The sequence below is a fragment of the Stenotrophomonas sp. SI-NJAU-1 genome (genome assembly GCF_020883215.1).
Taxonomy (GTDB): Bacteria; Pseudomonadota; Gammaproteobacteria; order Xanthomonadales; family Xanthomonadaceae; genus Stenotrophomonas; species Stenotrophomonas indicatrix.
The window spans coordinates 1,138,448-1,154,636 of sequence record NZ_CP086598.1; the positions used below are offsets into that span (position 1 = coordinate 1,138,448).

General features: G+C 66.7%; 19 protein-coding genes. 10 read left to right on the forward strand and 9 right to left on the reverse strand.

The window, feature by feature from the left end:
* Positions 1–314: 314 nt before the first annotated feature.
* Genes LMF57_RS05235 through LMF57_RS05250 form a run of 4 tightly spaced genes read left to right on the forward strand, consistent with a single transcriptional unit; the run spans position 315 to position 4,251 of the window.
* Entirely contained in the window at positions 315–1,205 is an 891-nt protein-coding gene (locus LMF57_RS05235; protein WP_205420735.1) for a TIM barrel protein, read from the forward strand.
* 27 nt (positions 1,206–1,232) lie between these two features.
* On the forward strand, positions 1,233–2,918 hold the full coding sequence (locus LMF57_RS05240) for a GMC family oxidoreductase (RefSeq protein WP_117309750.1): 1,686 nt from the start codon (positions 1,233–1,235) through the stop codon (positions 2,916–2,918).
* On the forward strand, positions 2,918–3,493 hold the full coding sequence (locus tag LMF57_RS05245) for a gluconate 2-dehydrogenase subunit 3 family protein (RefSeq protein WP_208081891.1): 576 nt from the start codon (positions 2,918–2,920) through the stop codon (positions 3,491–3,493). Before LMF57_RS05240 ends, LMF57_RS05245 begins: the two co-directional genes overlap by 1 nt.
* A complete protein-coding gene (locus tag LMF57_RS05250) occupies positions 3,478–4,251 on the forward strand; it encodes a DUF1080 domain-containing protein (RefSeq protein ID WP_229291032.1) in 774 nt (257 codons plus the stop codon). The genes LMF57_RS05245 and LMF57_RS05250 overlap by 16 nt, the downstream gene beginning before the upstream one ends.
* A gap of 10 nt (positions 4,252–4,261) precedes the next feature.
* Here the strand turns inward: LMF57_RS05250 and LMF57_RS05255 are convergent, their stop codons facing one another.
* Genes LMF57_RS05255 through LMF57_RS05275 form a run of 5 tightly spaced genes read right to left on the reverse strand, consistent with a single transcriptional unit; the run spans position 4,262 to position 8,896 of the window.
* Positions 4,262–4,558, reverse strand: coding sequence for a cytochrome c (locus LMF57_RS05255; protein ID WP_025873939.1), 297 nt, complete (start codon positions 4,556–4,558; stop codon positions 4,262–4,264).
* A gap of 18 nt (positions 4,559–4,576) precedes the next feature.
* The gene (locus tag LMF57_RS05260) at positions 4,577–5,443 is read right to left on the reverse strand and encodes a sugar phosphate isomerase/epimerase (RefSeq protein ID WP_229291033.1); all 867 of its coding nucleotides are present in this window, start codon (positions 5,441–5,443) and stop codon (positions 4,577–4,579) included.
* Positions 5,444–5,462: 19 nt separating this feature from the next.
* Positions 5,463–6,587, reverse strand: coding sequence for a Gfo/Idh/MocA family oxidoreductase (locus LMF57_RS05265; protein WP_229291034.1), 1,125 nt, complete (start codon positions 6,585–6,587; stop codon positions 5,463–5,465).
* Between the two features lie 12 nt (positions 6,588–6,599).
* Positions 6,600–7,817 (reverse strand): nucleoside permease, encoded by a 1,218-nt coding sequence (locus LMF57_RS05270; RefSeq protein WP_229291035.1) that lies wholly within the window; start codon positions 7,815–7,817, stop codon positions 6,600–6,602.
* A 26-nt stretch (positions 7,818–7,843) separates the two neighbouring features.
* Complete coding sequence (locus LMF57_RS05275) at positions 7,844–8,896, reverse strand: sugar phosphate isomerase/epimerase family protein (protein ID WP_229291036.1); 1,053 nt, start codon at positions 8,894–8,896, stop codon at positions 7,844–7,846.
* A 95-nt stretch (positions 8,897–8,991) separates the two neighbouring features.
* On the opposite strand from LMF57_RS05275, the gene LMF57_RS05280 reads away from it, so the two are divergent.
* A complete protein-coding gene (locus LMF57_RS05280) occupies positions 8,992–9,999 on the forward strand; it encodes a LacI family DNA-binding transcriptional regulator (protein ID WP_117309756.1) in 1,008 nt (335 codons plus the stop codon).
* Positions 10,000–10,038: 39 nt separating this feature from the next.
* Here LMF57_RS05280 and LMF57_RS05285 read toward each other — a convergent pair whose 3' ends face one another.
* From LMF57_RS05285 to LMF57_RS05300, 4 genes are all read right to left on the reverse strand, one after another.
* A complete protein-coding gene (locus LMF57_RS05285) occupies positions 10,039–10,431 on the reverse strand; it encodes a DoxX family protein (RefSeq protein WP_025873933.1) in 393 nt (130 codons plus the stop codon).
* A 187-nt stretch (positions 10,432–10,618) separates the two neighbouring features.
* Positions 10,619–11,641, reverse strand: a complete 1,023-nt coding sequence (gene arsB, locus LMF57_RS05290) for an ACR3 family arsenite efflux transporter (RefSeq protein WP_208081902.1) — start codon at positions 11,639–11,641, stop codon at positions 10,619–10,621.
* 14 nt (positions 11,642–11,655) lie between these two features.
* Entirely contained in the window at positions 11,656–12,162 is a 507-nt protein-coding gene (locus LMF57_RS05295) for an arsenate reductase ArsC (protein WP_117309758.1), read from the reverse strand.
* Positions 12,163–12,177: 15 nt separating this feature from the next.
* Positions 12,178–12,507, reverse strand: a complete 330-nt coding sequence (locus LMF57_RS05300; protein WP_229291037.1) for a metalloregulator ArsR/SmtB family transcription factor — start codon at positions 12,505–12,507, stop codon at positions 12,178–12,180.
* Between the two features lie 17 nt (positions 12,508–12,524).
* Here LMF57_RS05300 and arsH point away from each other — a divergent pair, with 17 nt between their 5' ends.
* From arsH to LMF57_RS05325, 5 genes are all read left to right on the forward strand, one after another.
* Positions 12,525–13,256, forward strand: a complete 732-nt coding sequence (gene arsH / locus LMF57_RS05305; protein ID WP_117309760.1) for an arsenical resistance protein ArsH — start codon at positions 12,525–12,527, stop codon at positions 13,254–13,256.
* Positions 13,257–13,402: 146 nt separating this feature from the next.
* Entirely contained in the window at positions 13,403–14,368 is a 966-nt protein-coding gene (locus LMF57_RS05310) for an AI-2E family transporter (protein WP_229291362.1), read from the forward strand.
* Positions 14,369–14,651: 283 nt separating this feature from the next.
* Positions 14,652–15,095, forward strand: a complete 444-nt coding sequence (locus tag LMF57_RS05315) for a hypothetical protein (protein ID WP_229291038.1) — start codon at positions 14,652–14,654, stop codon at positions 15,093–15,095.
* A gap of 11 nt (positions 15,096–15,106) precedes the next feature.
* Positions 15,107–15,607 carry a GNAT family N-acetyltransferase gene (locus LMF57_RS05320; RefSeq protein ID WP_229291039.1) on the forward strand — a complete coding sequence of 167 codons (501 nt, stop codon included), beginning with the start codon at positions 15,107–15,109 and terminating at the stop codon, positions 15,605–15,607.
* A 144-nt stretch (positions 15,608–15,751) separates the two neighbouring features.
* On the forward strand, positions 15,752–16,183 hold the full coding sequence (locus tag LMF57_RS05325; RefSeq protein ID WP_229291363.1) for a pyridoxamine 5'-phosphate oxidase family protein: 432 nt from the start codon (positions 15,752–15,754) through the stop codon (positions 16,181–16,183).
* The last annotated feature ends 6 nt before the right edge of the window (positions 16,184–16,189 follow it).

A 16,189-nucleotide genomic window follows, 5' to 3' on the forward strand; every position in this document is an offset into this window, starting at 1 on the left:
CGCGTGGTGGCTGAGCGGCCGGGCAGCACCAGGCGCACGCACGAGCCCAGCGACGGGACTTCGATGGCCAGACGGGTCCGCTATGCCGGGGTAGTCAACTCGGGGCGGCCTTTGCGCGGTTGGTAGGGATGCCGCCGGCACGGACCGCGCGCCTGCGCGCTTGATTGCTTGGCACGTCATCGGAGTTGTGCCCTGCAGCATCGGCTTTCGTGCACTGCGACTTGCAAACAGACAATTTCCTCCCCTATGGTGCAATCGATTGCATTGCAGTGAAATCGTCAGTGTTTGATACCGGTTGGGAGGCCGGCAGGTGGATGTCCATCCATTCGATCAGACCGGCCCCGGGCCTCACGCGGCGCGATGCGCTGCGCATGGCGGCTGCTGCGAGCCTTGGCTTGGGGGCGGCGGGCGTTCTGCCTGCGTTTGCCGCCACGGCGCCGCTCAAGGGCAACCTGAAGCACTCCGTGGCCCGTTGGACCTTCCCGCAGCTGTCGGTCGCCCAGCTTTGCGTGACGGTGAAGGACATCGGTTTTGCCGCGATCGACCTGGTGGGCCCGGAGGATTGGCCCACGCTGAAGGCCCACGGCGTATACAGCTCGATGTGCAACGGCGCGGAGCTGGGCCTTACCAAAGGCTTTGCCGGCCGTGAGTTCCACGATCAGCTGGTGGAGCGCTACACGCGGCATATCGATCTGGTTGCCGATGCCGGCTATCGTAACCTCATCTGCTTCTCCGGCAACCGTAACGGCATGGATCCGCAGGCCGGCCTGGCAAACGCCGAAGCCGGCCTCAAGCGCATCCTCGGCCACGCCGAGAAGCGCAACGTCGTGCTGGTGATGGAGCTGCTGAACTCCAAGGTCGATCATCGCGACTACCTGTGCGACCACTCTGCGTGGGGCGTAGAGCTGTGCCAGCGGCTGGGCTCGGACAATTTCGGCCTGCTGTACGACATCTATCACATGCAGATCATGGAGGGCGACATCATCGCCACCATCGGCAAGCATCACGCCTGCTTCAAGCATTACCACACCGCAGGTGTGCCGGGCCGGAACGAGATCGGAGACCAGCAGGAGCTCCACTATCCGGCCGTCTGTCGCGCGATCCGCGACACCGGTTTCAAGGGGTATCTGGCGCAGGAGTTCACGCCTGCAGCGCCAGATCCCGTTGCCTCATTGCGCGAGGCGATCCGCCTCTGCGACGTCTGAAACGATATCCACCCAGGTGAGAAACCCATGGCAGATAATCACTACGACGCCATTGTTGTTGGCTCGGGAATCAGTGGCGGTTGGGCAGCGAAGGAGCTGACCGAGAAGGGCCTGAAGGTCTTGATGCTGGAGCGGGGCCGCAACATCGAGCACGTCAAGGACTACGTCAACGCGATGAAGGAGCCGTGGGATTTCCCGCATCGCAACCGGCCCACACAGGCGATGAAGGCCGCCTTCCCGGTACTGATGCGCGACTACGCGCTGGCCGAGAACCTGCAGGGCATGTGGGCCGACGAACAGGAATCGCCGTACATCGAGACCAAACGGTTCGATTGGTTCCGTGGCTACCACGTGGGCGGCCGCTCGCTGATGTGGGGCCGGCAGAGCTATCGTTTTTCCGATCTGGATTTCGAAGCAAACCTCAAGGACGGCATCGCCACCGACTGGCCCATCCGCTACGCCGACATCGCGCCGTGGTACGACCATGTGGAGAAATTCGCCGGCATCGCCGGTACGCGCGAAGGGCTGGACGTGTTGCCGGACGGCGAGTTCCTTCCGCCGATCCCGTTGAACATCGTCGAGAAGGACGTGGCCGCCCGGATCCGGAAGGCCTTCGGCGGCACCCGCCACATGATCCACTCGCGCACGGCGAACATCACCAAGCCGATGCCCGAGCAGGGCCGCGTCAACTGCCAGTACCGCAACAAGTGCATCCTCGGCTGTCCCTTCGGCGCCTATTTCTCCACCCAGGCGGCGACACTGCCGGCGGCGATGAAGACCGGCAACCTGACCTTGCGGCCGTTCTCCATCGTCAAGGAAGTGCTCTACGACAAGGACCGCAAGCGGGCGCGGGGCGTGGAGATCATCGACGCAGAGACCGGCCAGACCTACCAGTACACGGCCAAGGTCATCTTCCTCAACGCCTCCTCCTTCAACTCGACCTGGCTGCTGATGAACTCGGCCACCGATGTGTGGGAGGGTGGGCTGGGCTCATCGTCGGGTGAGCTGGGACACAACGTGATGGACCATCACTTCGGTGCGGGCGCCTCGGGCCGGGTCGAGGGCTACGAAGACAAGTACTACTTCGGTCGCCGTCCCTGTGGCTTCTACATTCCCCGCTTCCGCAACGTGGCCGCTGACAAGCGCGGCTACCTGCGTGGTTTCGGCTACCAGGGCGGTGCCAGCCGCACGGGGTGGTCGCGCGAGATCGCCGAACTGAACATCGGCGCCGACCTGAAGGAGGCGCTGACCGTGCCCGGTGACTGGCGCATCGGCATGACCGGCTTCGGCGAAATGCTGCCGCACCACGACAACACGATCCGCCTGGACCGGGACCGCAAGGACAAGTGGGGTCTGCCGGTGCTGGCGATGGATGTATCCATGCGCGCCAACGAACTGGCCATGCGCAAGGACATGGCCGCCGATGCCGCCGAGATGCTGGAGGCCGCCGGGGTCAAGGACGTGGAGATGCACGACAACGACTACGCCCCGGGCAAGGGCATCCATGAGATGGGGACCGCGCGCATGGGCCGTGACCGCAGGACGTCCGTGCTGAACCAGCACAACCAGGTCTGGGATGCGCCCAACGTCTATGTCACCGACGGTGCCTGCATGACCTCCAGCGCGTGCGTGAATCCGTCGCTGACCTACATGGCACTGACCGCGCGGGCTGCCGACCATGCCGTGCGCGAACTGAAAGCGGGGAACCTCTGATGGACCGCCGCGAACTGCTGAAGATGATCGTCGCCGCCACCGGTGCGGCGATGATCGGCCTGCCCGCGCTCGGTCAGGCACAGGTTCCCGCCGCAGGGGCGAAGACGCGCTTTACCGACGCGGATGTCGGCACGCTGGACGAGATCGCCGAGACCATCCTGCCGCGCTCGAAAACGCCGGGGGCGAAAGACGCAGGCGCCGGTGCGTTCATGGCGACGTTCGTCAGCGACTGCTACACCGCGCGACAGCAGGCGACGTTCCGCGCTGGCCTGGCCGATATCGACAAACGCGCCGGCGGCCGCTTCGTTTCACTTGCGCCGCAGGCCCGCACCGAACTGCTGCGCGCGCTGGATGCAGAGGCCAGGAAGCACGCGGTCGAGGTGACCGAAACCGGCACCGCCGAAGCAGGAGAACCGATGCCGCATTACTTCACGATGTTCAAGCAGCTCACCATCTTCGGTTTCTTCACCTCCAAGGTCGGTGCGACCGAGGTTCTGCGTTACGTCGCCGTGCCCGGCCGCTACGACGGCGACCTGGCCTATGTTCCCGGCACGCCCGCATGGGGGACCAGCTGATGGATCACGCCATGAAGATCGCGCCGCTATTGATCGCCGCCGGCGTGCTCGCCGCGGCACCGGCGTTCGCGCAGGCCAACACCGAGCCCACGCGCGACCCGGCAAAGACCGAGGTGTGGACGCCCGTGCCTGCAACCGTGGCCACGCCGCCGGGCAAGGCGCCGTCCGACGCCATCGTGCTGTTCGATGGCAAGGATGCCTCCGCCTGGGAGTCGGAGCAGGGTGGGCGTGTGCCCTGGGCCGTCGCCGACGGCGCCATGACCATCGTGCCGGGCAGCAAGGGCATCCGCACCAAGCAGCGCTTCTGCGACATCCAGCTGCATGTCGAGTGGCGCACACCTGTCGAGACCAAGGGTTTCGACGGCCAGAACCGGGGCAACAGCGGCATCTTCCTGCAGGAACTCTATGAGCTGCAGGTGCTGGACAGCTACAACAACCCGACCTATGCCAACGGCCAGGCCGGCTCCATCTACAAGCAGGCCATGCCGCTGGTGAACGCCTCGCGTGCACCGGGGCAGTGGCAGGCCTACGACATCCTCTGGAAGGCGCCGCGCTTCTCGCCGGGCGGCGGGCTCATCTCGCCCGCGCGCATCACCGTGCTGCACAACGGCGTGCTGGTGCAGGACGACACCGTGCTGGCGGGCAGGACCGAGTACATCGGCCCGCCCTCGTATTCACCGCATGCGTGCGCGCCGATCCATCTGCAGGAGCACGACGCCAAGGTCAGCTACCGCAACATATGGGTGCGCGAGCTGTAACGCTGGCGGCTTACTTCGCCAGATAGCTGGTGATGTCGTCGATCTCCTGTTGCGACAGCTGGGAGAACGGCGGCATCAGTCCGCCGCCCTTCCTGATCTTGTCCTTGATCTGCGCGGCATCCAGGCGCTTGCCGATGTCGGTGAGCGCGGGGAACGCGCCCGGCATGCCGGCGCGATCGGCACCATGGCAGGCCGTGCAGTTCGCTGTGTAGAGCTTTGCGCCGGCTGCAGGATCGTCCTTGGACCATGCCGTGGTTGCCAGCATCGCCGCACAGAGAATCACAGCCACTTTCAGCATCGTTTTCAATCAGGACTCCTTCGCGCACTAGCGCTGCGCGCTGGCTGGCAGGCGGGGGGACAGGTGTTCACGCAGGTAGTCCGCGCCGGTCTGGATGACCTTGGCCGGATCGCGTGGCTGGTCGTGCTCGAGGATGTACCAGTGCACGCCGGCCGCTGCGGCGGCTGGCAGGATCGCGCGCCAGTCCAGCACGCCCTGGCCGACGGCCGCGAAGCCGCCCTCGTCTTCGGCCTGGCCCTTGGCTGCATTGTCTTTGGCGTGTACCGCGAACAGGTGGCCGCGGAACTTGCCGAGCATCACCGCCGGGTCCAGGCCCGCACGCGCGACCCAGGCCAGGTCCAGCTCGGTCTGCAGGTCCGGCCCGGCCGCTGCGAACAGCAGTTCCAGGCCGGTCCGGCCATTGAAGTCGACCAGTTCGAAGTCATGGTTGTGGTAGGCCAGGCGCATGCCCTTGGCCCGTACCTGCTTGGCGATCGCGCCCAGTTCCTTGCCCAGCGCGGTCCAGCCTGCGGCATCGGTCGGCCGATCCTTCGCGTCCAGGTAAGGCACCACCAGGGTGGTGTTGCCGATCGACCGGTTGAAGGCCACCACGCCGTCCAGATCCTTGCGCAGCTCGGCCAGTTGCACGTGCGAGGAAATCGCCCTGATCGAATACCGGTCCAGCAACTGCTTGAGTTCGGCCGCGCTGACGCCCTGCGTGCCCACCGTTTCCACCGCATCCACGCCGGCGTCGTGGACGATCTTCAACTGCTGGTCGAGCGGGCCGGCGTTGCGCAGTGTGTACATCTGCACGGCGATGGGCTTGTGCGGGGTGACGGCTTCGTTGGCGAGGGCGGGCAGGGCAGCGAACAGCAGCAGGGCGAGGGTGGCAGTTCTGCGGGCAGTCGTGTTCATCATGAGATGCTCCCGGGGTTCAACCGATGGCGGTCCAGGCACGGGTCCTGGCCGAGGTGATGACGCGGTCGACGATCAGCGCCGAGCGCACGCCGTCTGCGAAGGTGGGCAGGCCATCCGGTCGCTCGCCTTCGATGGCGCGGTAGGTGTCGGCGACGAATGCCTCGAAGCAGTGGCCGTAGCCCTGCGCGTGCCCGGCCGGCAACAGCGACAGCCGGCGCTGTTCGGCACTGCCGGCGCCCGGCCCGCGCACGAAGACTTCCTCGCGCTGGTCGGGCTTGCCGATCCACAGCCGCTCGGCATCTTCCTGGTTGAACGCCACGCTGGCCCTGGCACCATCAATCTCGAACCAGAGGCGGTTGTGGCGTCCGGCCGATACCTGGCTGACCGTCAACGATGCCAGCGTACCGGCGCCGGTGCGGAACATCGCCGCCGCCACGTCCTCGCTGGTGACCGCCTGCATCGCGCCACCGGCCACCGCTGTGGTGAAGCTCTGCCCGGTGTCGGTGCTGCGTTCGGCGATCACCGTGTCGAACGCCGCGCAGACCTCGGCCAAGCGCTCGCCGCTGACCCATTCCACCAGGTCGCACCAGTGCGAGCCGATGTCGGCGAACACGCGCGAGGCGCCGCCCAGTGCCGGGTCCACGCGCCAGTTGTTGCTGGCCGGGTCCAGCAGCCAGTCCTGCAGGTAGCTGCCGTGGATGAGGTGCAACGGCCCCAGTTCGCCGTGGGCGATGCGTGCGCGCGCCTCGCGGACCACCGGGTGGTAGCGGTAGACGAAGGGCACCGTGGCGACCAGCGCGTTGGCGGCGGCCAACGCCGCCAGCGCCCGGGCGTCCTCCAGCGTAGTGGCCAGCGGCTTCTCGCAGACCACGTGCTTGCCGGCTTCCAGTGCGGCCTGTGCCATGGGGCGGTGCAGGTGGTTGGGCGTGCAAACGTGCACGACCTGCACCTGTGGATCGGCGACCACCTCCTCGATGTCCCGATAGGCACGCGGGACACCCCACGCCTGCGCCACGTCGCGTGCGCGCTGCGGAGAAGAGGCGGCCACGCCACGGATGTCGGCACCCGCCAGCAGCGCCGCGCGACGGTGCACGGCACCGATCATTCCCGTGCCGACGATGGCGATTCCAGGCTTTGGCATCAGGTAGGGTCCTCAGGGCGTGGAAGGTGCGGCCGCAACCACTGGCCGGTCGCGGAACAGCAGCAGGAAGGCGATCAGCACGACCAGCGCGACCCCTGCAGGGAACAACCAGATCTGCTGCCAGTCCGGACCGGCTGCAGTGGTGAAGTGCTCCACCACCGCGCCGGACAGGAACGTGCCGATCAGCATGCCCACGCCATATGTGGCCAGGGTGATGAATCCCTGCGCGCTGCTGCGCGCGGCCGGGCCGGCATGCGCATCGGTGTAGATCTGACCGGTGACGAAGAAGAAGTCGTAGCAGATGCCGTGCAGCACGATGCCGATCACCAGCAGCGGGAAGCCGCCGCCCGCATCGCCAAAGGCGAACATGACGTAACGCACGACCCATGCGGCCATGCCCACCGCCAGCATCGTCTTCACCCCCAGCCGCACGAACAGGAACGGCATGGCCAGCATCAGCAGGACTTCGGAGACCTGTCCCAGCGACTGCAGGCCCGCCGCGCCGCGCACGCCCAGGTCGTTGAGATACGGGTTGGTGAAGTTGTAGTAGAACGCCAGCGGGATGCAGATCGCGATGGACGCCAGAAAGAACACCAGGTACGAGCGTGACTTCAGCAGGCGCAGCGAATCCAGACCCAGGATCTGCCCCAGGCCGGCATCGCGCTGCTGCGCCAGCGGCGGCGTGTGCGGCAGGGTGAACGCATACAGGCCCAGCGCCAGCGACGCCATCGCGGCCATTCGGAAGGTCAGCTCGAGCCGGTGCGCCTGTTCCCAGCCCATCCAGCCGATCAGCACGCCTGCCACGATCCAGCCGACGCTGCCTGCCACCCGCACCAGCGGGAACTGTTTCTCGGGCGATTGCATGTGCCGCATCGCCACGCTGTTGGCCAATGCCAGCGTCGGCATGAACAGCAGCATGTAGCCCATGACGCAGGCGGAGAACATGCTGAAGCTGGTTGCGGTGGACGCCAGCCACATCAGCACTGCGCCAGCCAGGTGCAGGACCGCAAGGATGCGCTGCGCCGCGAAGTAGCGATCAGCGATCAGGCCGACCAGGAAGGGAGCGACGATGGCACCGATGGACTGGCTGAGGAAGGCCGTCGCCACCTGGCTTGCGCTGGCCTGCAGCGGGCCCTGCACCAGATAGGTTCCCAGGGTGACGAACCATGCCCCCCAGATGAAGAACTGCAGAAACATCATCGCGCCCAAGCGCGACATGGTGTGCGTCATGGCTTGCCCTCCCAGGCAGTGATGTCTCAGATCCCGAGCATGCGGCGCAGTGATCCAGGATCGGTGCCGCTGTCGGCAAAGTCGTCGAAGGCGCGTCCGGTCACGCGGATGATGTGGTCGCGGATGAAGGTGGCTCCTTCCCGTGCACCGTCTTCCGGGTGCTTCAGGCAGCACTCCCATTCCAGCACTGCCCAGCCGGGGAAGTCGTACTGGGCGAATTTCGAGAAGATCGCCTTGAAGTCGATCTGCCCATCGCCGGGTGAACGGAACCTCCCCGGACGATCGATCCAGTCCTGGTAGCCGCCATACACGCCACTGCGGGTACTGGGGTGATATTCCGCGTCCTTGACGTGGAAGATGCCGATGCGGTCGTGGTAACGGTCGATGAAGCCGAGGTAGTCCATCTGCTGCAGCAGCAGGTGGCTGGGGTCGTACAGGATTTTCGCGCGGGGATGGTGGTCCACCTCGTCGAGGAAGCGCTCGAAGGTCGCGCCGTCATGCAGGTCCTCGCCGGGATGGATCTCGAAGCACAGATCCACGCCGCAGGCGTCAAAGGCATCCAGGATCGGGCGCCAGCGTCGGCCCAGTTCGGCGAAGGCTTCGTCCACCAGCCCGGGGGGCCGCTGCGGCCAGGGATAGAAGTAAGGCCAGGCCAGTGCACCGGAGAACGTGGCATGCGCGGTCAGCCCCAGGCGCTGGCTGGCCTTGGCGGCCAGCAGCAGCTGCTGCACCGCCCAGGCCTGGCGGGCGGCCGGATCGCCACGCTTGTCCGGCGGCGCGAAACCGTCGAACAGGCTGTCATAGGCCGGATGGACGGCAACCAGCTGCCCCTGCAGGTGGGTGGACAGCTCGGTGATCTGCAGGCCATGTCCGCCCAGCATGCCGCTGACATCGTCGCAGTACGCCTGGCTGCGCGCCGCCTCGGCCAGATCGAACAGGTGGGGCGCGCTGGTCGGCACTTGTACGCCAGAATAGCCCAGCCCCGCAGCCCATCCGGCCAGCGTGTCCAGCCGATCAAAGGGAGGTGTGTCACCGATGAACTGCGCCAGGAACAGCGCTGGACCCTTGAGCGTCTTCACGTTGATTCGCCCTCGATGCAATCGATTGCATTATCCTAGCAGGGGAATTCGCGAGACCCGTTGTGCACTGCACAGCGGAAGAAGGAAGTAAACCCATGGCCACCATCTACGACATCGCAAGGCACGTCGGCGTCTCCGCAGGCACGGTGTCGCGAGCGCTTTCCCGGCCGGACAAAGTGCTGCCGGCTACACGCGCGCGCATCGAGCAGGCCGCTGCTGCGCTGGGCTACGTGCCCAATACGGTGGCCAGGACACTCAAGACCCAGCGCAGCGGCAAGATCCTGGTCACCGTGCCGGACATTGCCAACCCGTTCTTCGCGCAGATCCTGCAGGGCGCGGAAGATGCGGCGCAGGCCGTTGGCTACGCCGTCCTGCTGGGCGACACCCAGAACCTGCCCGAGCGCGAGGAGCGCTACGCGCAGATGCTCCGGCGCAACGAGGCCGATGGTCTGATCGTGCTGGGGCATCGCCTGCCGCCGACGGCGCGCGAGATTGTCCAGCAACGAGGTACCGCTGCACCGGTCGTCAATGGCTGCGAGTTCGATCCCGCGCTGGGCATCCCCAGCGTCCACATCGACAACGCGGCCGCCGCGCGCGCTGTGATGGAGCACCTGTACGGACTGGGGCACGAGCGGATCGCCGTGGTCGGCGGACCGCCCGACAACCCGTTGCACCAGCAACGGCTGGAAGGCGTCCGCGCCGCCGCCAGGGCGCGTGGCCGCCTGCGCCACCTCAGCGTCGTGCCGGGTGACTTTTCCGTGGAGTCCGGCCATGCGGCCGCGATGGCGCTGCTGCCGCCCGCAACCGCACCCACCGCGATCTTCTGCTTCAGCGACCAGATGGCGCTGGGTGCGTTGGCAGCCTGCCGGGATCTGGGCATCCGCGTGCCGGATCACGTCTCCATCGTCGGCTTCGACGACCTGGCGTCATCGCGTTACCTCACGCCTCCGTTGACGACCATCAGGCAACCGATGCGCGAGATCGGTGAGCGCGCGGTCAACCTGCTGCTCGCCATCATCGAACAGGTCGATGTACCGCTTCAGCAGACGCTGGATTTCAGCGTGATGCTGCGGGGTTCGACGGCCCCGCCCAAGGGCCGCTGAGGCAAGGGCAGGGCGGCGGGATGCCGCGCTTTGCCCGGCTCAGGGCTTGCCGCGCCTGGCGTCCACGCTGAAGCGGCCAGGCCCGCTGCAGGCCAGCAGCAGGAAACCGCCGGCGATGGCCAGATTTTTCAGGAACATGATCTGCTGCACCGGGTCGGCGAGCTGGTGGTGGAAGATGAAGGCCGTGACCAGGCTGAAGGCGGCCAGCACCGCGGCCACTGCCCGGGTCTGGAAACCGAGCAGGATGCACAGCGCCGTGCCGATCTCGAACAGGATGGTCGGCCACAACAGGATGCCGGGAAGACCCATCGCCGCCATGTAGCCCTGTGTTGCCGCCGGGTCGGACAGCTTGCCCAGGCCCGATACCAGGAACAGCAGCATCAGCAACACGCGGGCGGCCAGCTTCGCAAGGGAGTGAAGTGATGTGTCCACGGCAACGTCCTCAGGGTGGGCAGGGCGGGGGATGCTCAACAACCATGCAGGGCGGTATGCCCTTGCCCAACCGACCGGGCGCTGCAGCAGGAGCTCCTGTCCGGCCATCGAATCCCATCACGGGTGAAGTGGATGTTGAGAGCGATGGCGCCGGCAGCCTGGGCGACCTGCGCGGTGCGTGCTTGCCTCAGCGCCGCTCGTACCAGCCGCGCGATGCATTGACCACGCGCACCACCGACAGCATCACCGGCACTTCGATCAGCACGCCGACCACGGTCGCCAGCGCCGCGCCGGAATGCACGCCGAACAGGCCCACGGCGGTGGCCACGGCCAGTTCGAAGAAGTTGCTGGCGCCGATCAGCGCCGAGGGACCGGCCACGCAGTGGGCAACCCCCAGGCGCCGGTTGAGCAGGTAGGCCAGCCCGGAGTTGAAGTAGACCTGGATCAGGATCGGCACCGCCAGGATGGCGATGACCAGCGGCTGCTGCACGATCTGCTCGCCCTGGAAACCGAACAGCAGCACCAGCGTCAGCAGCAGGGCCAGCAGCGAGACCGGTCCCAGTGTCCGCAGCGCGGACTGCAGGCCAGCCTGGCCGCGACGGGCCAGCATCCAGCGCCGCAGCAGTGCGGCCACCAGCACCGGCGCGATGATGTACAGCGACACCGACAGCAGCAGCGTGTCCCACGGCACGCTGATCGCCGACAGGCCCAACAGCAGCGCCACCACCGGTGCATAGGCCACCACCATGATCGCATCGTTCAACGCCACCTGGCTGAGGGTGAAATTGGCATCGCCGCGGCACAGGTTGCTCCACACGAAGACCATCGCGGTGCAGGGCGCTGCTGCCAGCAGGATCAGCCCGGCGATGTAGCTGTCGATCTGCGCGGCGGGCAGCGCGTCGGCGAACACGTGGCGCAGGAAGAACCAACCCAGCAGGGCCATCGAGAAAGGCTTGACTGCCCAGTTGACGAACAGCGTCACGCCGATGCCCTTCCAGTGCTGGCCGAGCTGGCGCATCGCACTGAAATCGACCCGCAGCAGCATCGGGATGATCATCAGCCAGATCAGCACCGCGATGGGCAGGTTGACCTTGGCCACCTCCGCCGACGCCAGTGCAGCGAATGGCTGCGGCAGCGCGTGGCCAAGCAGGGTGCCGGCCACGATGCACAGCGCCACCCACAGGGTCAGGTAACGCTCGAACAATCCCATCGGTGCTGGTGCGCTCACGCCGGGCCGTCCCCGGGCTGCACGAAGCCAATGCGATCCAGCGCATCCTTCAACCGCACACGATCGGACCATGTGTCTGCGGGCAGTGCCAACAGCGCCAGCAGGCGCGCCTTGACGATGGCATGGGCCTGCGCGAATGCAGCCGCCTTGTCCTCCGCGCTGCCATCGACGGCGGCCGGATCAGGAAGGCCCCAGTGCGCGCGCACGAAATCGCCGAACACGACCGGGCATGCCTCGGCGGCCGCGGCATCGCACACCGTGATCACCAGGTCCATCGGCGCGCCGTCGGCGAACTCGTCCCACGATTTGCTGCGCAGGCCTGCCGTTGCAATGCCCTCGGCCTGCAATTGCGCAAGTGCGAACGGATTGACCTCGCCGGTGGGCTGGCTGCCGGCGCTGAAGACCTCGAAGCGATGACCGGCCCACGCCCGCAGCGTGGCTTCGGCGAGGACGCTGCGGGCGGAATTGCCCGTGCACAGGAACAGGACGCGTTGGGTGGTCACGAAGCAGATCTCCGGTCAGCAGGCGCAATCAGGGGAGGTGGGGCTGCAGGCGGGATCGGACGAGCCTGCGCAGCAGTTGTGGGTGAGGTAGTCGATCAGGCCGGTCATCGCGCTGAAGTTGGCGCGGTAGCAGACATTGCGGCCCTGGCTCTCGCTCTCGACCAGCCCGGCCTGCAGCAGCTCCTTCAGGTGGAAGCTGAGCGTGGCCGGCGGCACCTGCAGGGCGGCGCCGATGTCACCGGCCATGCGTCCGGCCGGGCCGGCTTCGACCAGCAGCCGGAACGCGGCCAGGCGGGTGGCATGGCCAAGGGCGGTAAGGGCGGTGATTGCATTCTTTGTTTCCATATTTCTAGAATAGTCGAATGAATAAGCCCATCACAAGTGCCACCCTTCCCAATCTGGTCGAAGCGTCGCTTCCCCAGCCCGACCCGACCCTGCTGGGCGCCGGCCGCGCACACCCGCCGCGGATCCTGCTGCTGTATGGCTCGCTGCGCCCGCAGTCGTTCAGCCGCAAGCTGGCGCTGGAGGCCGAGCGCCTGCTGCGCCACCTCGGCTGCGATACCCGGGTGTTCGATCCGCATGCGTTGCCCATGCTCGACAGCGTCGGCGCCGATCACCCTGAAGTGCAGCGCCTGCGCGCGTGGTCGCACTGGTCCGAAGGCCAGGTCTGGATCAGCCCGGAGCGCCACGGCACGATCACCGGCGTGTTCAAGAACCAGATCGACTGGCTGCCGCTGGAAGACGGCAGCGTGCGCCCGACGCAGGGCAGGGCGCTGGCGGTGATGCAGGTCAGTGGCGGTTCGCAGTCGTTCAACACGGTCAACACGCTGCGCGTGCTGGGGCGGTGGATGCGCATGCTGACCATCCCCAACCAGTCTTCGGTGGCCAAGGCATGGCAGGAGTTCGACGAGAACGGGCGGATGAAACCCTCGGCGTACTACGACCGGGTGGTGGATGTGATGGAGGAACTGGTCAAGTTCACCCTGCTCACGCGGGATCGTGCGGACTACCTGGTCGATCGCTACAGCGAGCGCAAGGGTGATCAGGAGGCCACCGTACCGGCGCGTGCGGCAGGGGCGGTGGCCGCACGCTGACGGCACGCGGCGGCCGCAGGGACGCGCATGCGCGGGCGCATCAGCTCAATCCACTACCATGGGCCACCCCATCAGGATGTGCCCCGATGTCGCTCGTCATCCCGACCCTGCCCAAGCCTCCCGCCGCACGCATCGCTGCCTGGCTGATGATGCTGCTGGGCATGTGGCTGGCGCTGAAGCTTGGCCTGGTGGTGACCCTGCTGTCGGGCCTGCTGGTGTTCCAGCTGACCCATGTGCTGGCCTCCACCGTGGAAGGCAGGCTGCGCCCAGGCCGGGCACGGGCGATCGCGGTGATCCTGCTGTCGGCGGTGATCATCAGCGTGCTGGTGCTGGCCGGTATCGGCGTGGCCTCGTTCTTCCGCAACGAGACCGGTGGCCCGGACGTGCTGCTGGCGCGGTTGATGGACATCCTCAACACCTCGCGCCACCAGGTGCCTGCCCTGCTGCAGCCCTACATTCCCGAAGATCTGACGGCGCTGCGCGCGGCCGTGAACGAATGGGCCGCCGAGCACCAGCGCCAGCTGGGCGTGGCCGGCACATCGGTGGTGCAGGTGGGCGTGCGGGTGCTGATCGGCATGGTGCTGGGCGCGATGATCGCGCTGTACGACGAACTGCCGCTGCCGAAGATGGGCCCGCTGGCGCAGGAACTGATCGGCCGCACCAGCCGCCTGGCCACCGCGTTCCGCCAGGTGGTGTTCGCGCAGGTCAAGATCTCGCTGCTCAACACCGTGTTCACCGCCATCTTCCTGCTGGGCGTGCTGCCGCTGTTCGGCGTGCACCTGCCGTTGTCGAAGACGCTGGTGCTGATCACCTTCCTGGCGGGCCTGCTGCCGGTGGTGGGCAACATCATCTCCAACACCATCATCGCCATCGTCGCACTGTCGGTGTCGTTCTACGTGGCCGTGGCTGCGCTGCTGTACCTGGTGGTGATCCACAAACTGGAGTACTTCCTCAACGCGCGCATCGTCGGCGGCGAGATCCAGGCGCGCGCCTGGGAACTGCTGCTGGCCATGCTGGTGATGGAGGCGGCCTTCGGCCTGCCCGGGCTGGTGGCCGCGCCGGTGTTCTACGCCTATGTGAAGCGCGAACTGGTGGACCAGCGCTGGATCTGACCCGAAGAGCGCTGTTCCGATCAGCTGAGCGGCCTTTTGAACCGGCGCCCGCTGGAGGAACGGTACGACAGCGGCGTGCCGATGGAAACACGCAGGCGGTCGTGATTCTGCTGGACCTCGAGCATTTCAAGGCGATCACGATGGGCAGGGGCATGCGGCCGGTGATGATGTGCTGGTGCAGGTGGCCGCAGGCGGGCACGCGGCCCGCTGAAGGTGGCACTGTTCATCGCCGGCGCACGCGCTGCTGCCTAGACTGGCCACTCGTCCTTCCCAGGAGTACGCCATGGCCCTGCGCTGCGTTGTGACTTCCACGCTGCTGGCGGGCCTGCTCGCTGGTTGCGCCAGCAGTACACCGCAGACCGATCCGGGCGCCGATGCGCCGCGTCACCCGTCTATCGCTGCTGATGCCAGCCCGGTGCCTGCCTTCACCGGCGGCGGCGCCGGCTGGTCCATCGAGATCGCCTCCACCGGCAAGGGCAACCACGATGCCACGCTCACCGTTGCTGGCCGCAGCAGCGCTGGAACGCTGCGCTACCTCGGCCAGCCGGCCGGTGCGCCCAGTTCGTTGACGGTACTCAACGGTGAGCTGGGCAAGCAGCCCACCAACGTCGAGATCAAGCGCGAGCCCTGCCGCAACGCTGAAGGCGTGGATACATCGGCCAGCGTGCAGGTGACTGTCGAGGGCCAACCACAACGCCGCGGCTGCGGCTTCCTGGCCGTGTACTGACTGGCACACGCATGATCCACATCCCGGTGCTGGAGACACCGCGCCTGCGCCTGCGCGCGCAATGCCTGGACGACTTCCCGGTGTATGCCGCGTTCCTGGCCTCGCCCCGTGCGCGCGGCATGGGCGGGCCGTTCGCTGAGGTCGCCGCGTGGGGGCAGTTCTGCCACGACCTGGCCAGCTGGCATCTGTTCGGCCACGGCGCGTTGATGATCGAGCGCCGCGACACGGGCGAGTGCATCGGCCAGGTCGGCATCAACCATGGCCCGCTGTTTCCGGAACAGGAACTGGGCTGGTTGCTGTATGCCGGGCAGGAAGGGCAGGGTTTCGCCAGCGAGGCGGCGGCGGCGCTGCGTGATTGGGCGTTCGCGGTGCGCGGATTGCCGACGCTGGTGAGCTACATGGCAGCGGACAACCACGCCTCGCAGGCAGTGGCGGTCCGCCTCGGCGGCGTGTTGGACGCGCAGGCGGTGCGCAGCGATCCGGATGACCTGGTGTTCCGCTATCCGCACTGATGAGTGACGGTCACCACAGCGCGGGCGCGCTGCACGCGGGAATGCCAACTGCGGCCACTGCGTGAAGAAGGCGCCAGCAGCCATCCACGCATCGGTCACCGCGTCGAGCAGACGCTGGACACCCATCTGTTGAAGGAACTGCCCATGACCACGCTTACCCTTCCCGAACTGGCCAAGAAGATGGCCGGCATCGATTTCACCATGCTGCAGACCCATGCCGGTGGCCAGATCGCTGGCCGCCCTATGAGCAACAACGGCGATGTGGACTACGACGGCGACAGCTGGTTCTTCACCATGGAAAACACCGATATGGTGCGCGAGATCAGCGCCGACCCGAACGTGGCGCTGGGCCTGACCGGCAGCAAGTCGCTGCTGGGCAAGCCACCGCTGTTCGTGCACGTGCAGGGCAGGGCGGCGCTGGTCCGCGATCGCGCCACGATGGCCCAGCATTGGGTGAAGGACCTGGAGCGGTGGTTCGAGCAGGGCGTGGATACGCCGGGTGTGGTGCTGATCCACGTACACGCCAGCCGCATCCATTACTGGGATGGTGAGGACGAAGGCGAGATCGTGGTCTGATCACGG